The sequence below is a fragment of the Streptomyces durocortorensis genome, from assembly GCF_016901035.1.
Classification (GTDB): domain Bacteria; phylum Actinomycetota; class Actinomycetes; order Streptomycetales; family Streptomycetaceae; genus Streptomyces; species Streptomyces durocortorensis.
This window is the reverse complement of the sequence record NZ_JAFEUF010000520.1, coordinates 1-1,043: the sequence shown is the minus strand read 5'-3', so window position 1 is coordinate 1,043 and position 1,043 is coordinate 1. Positions and strand designations below refer to the sequence as shown.

1 protein-coding gene is annotated in these 1,043 nt (G+C 77.4%); it reads right to left on the bottom strand.

Annotated features, from left to right (window positions below; genetic code table 11):
* Nucleotides 1-1,017 (bottom strand): ABC transporter ATP-binding protein (locus JS521_RS35860; protein ID WP_504740035.1); only part of this gene is annotated, 1,017 nt, incomplete at its 3' end.
* Nucleotides 1,018-1,043 lie beyond the last annotated feature (26 nt).

Below are 1,043 nucleotides of genomic sequence, written 5' to 3'. Positions count from 1 at the left end.
GCCCAGCATGGTCATCAGCGCCTGGACGGCGGGCGGGGGCGGCGCGTCCGTGAACCGGTCCAGGACCACGACGAGCCGGCCGCCCGCCGTGCCCAGCATGGTCATCAGCGCCTGGACGGCGGGGGCGAGGGCCTGGGTGAGGTAGGTCAGCGCGCCGACCAGCGCGCCCGGCGTGAGCCCGTTCCGCAGCAGCCAGGGCGCTCCCAGGAGCAGCAGGAGCGGCGGGAACCGGCCGCAGACGGCGAGGGCCACCACGCGTACGGCCGACCAGCGGGCCAGCGAGCGGGAGGCGGTGAGCTGGGCGGAGGCCAGGGCCCGGGACTCGGCCACCGTCCGGTCGGCGGTTCCGGCGGCGGCGATGTCGCGGAGGGAGGCGGCGAGTTCGCCCGCGTGGGCGGCGTACGCCTCGTCGGCGGCCAGGTAGGCGCGCTGGCGGGCGGCCATCGGCGGCAGGGTGGCGAGGAACAGGGCGGCCCCGAGGACCAGTGGGGGCAGCACGATCAGGAGGAGGGCGGGCGAGAGGGCCAGCAGTCCGGTGACGGCCCCGGCGGCCGTGAACACGAACGAGCGCAGGGTCAGGACGAGTCCGGCCCAGCCGTCCCGGGCGATCTCACTCTGATGAGTGACCTGCGAGAGGGACCGGGTGCTGACGTCGCCGGAGCGGCCGAGGGCGCCGGACAGCGCCCGGGACACGACGCGCCGGACCAGCCCGTCGCGGAGCGGCTCCACCAGGTCGGCGAGCCGGCCGAAGACTCCGCGTGCGGCGAGCACGGAGGGCAGCACGGCGACGGCGGCGACGGCCAGCCAGAGGAGGCCGGTCGCCGGGCGTCCGGCGAGGAAGCCGTCGTCGAGGGCGCGGGCGACCCCGTATCCGCTGAGGAAGGTCTGCGCGAACTCCAGCAGGGACCAGCCGGCCAGCCGCAGGATCGCCCCGCTGCGGGCCCGGAGGAAGGGGCGGGCCTCGCGGGCGACCCGGCGCGACACCGCCCTGCGGCGGGTCGCCGTATCGCCGCTCACGTCCTCGCGGCGGGGGCCGGGTGTGT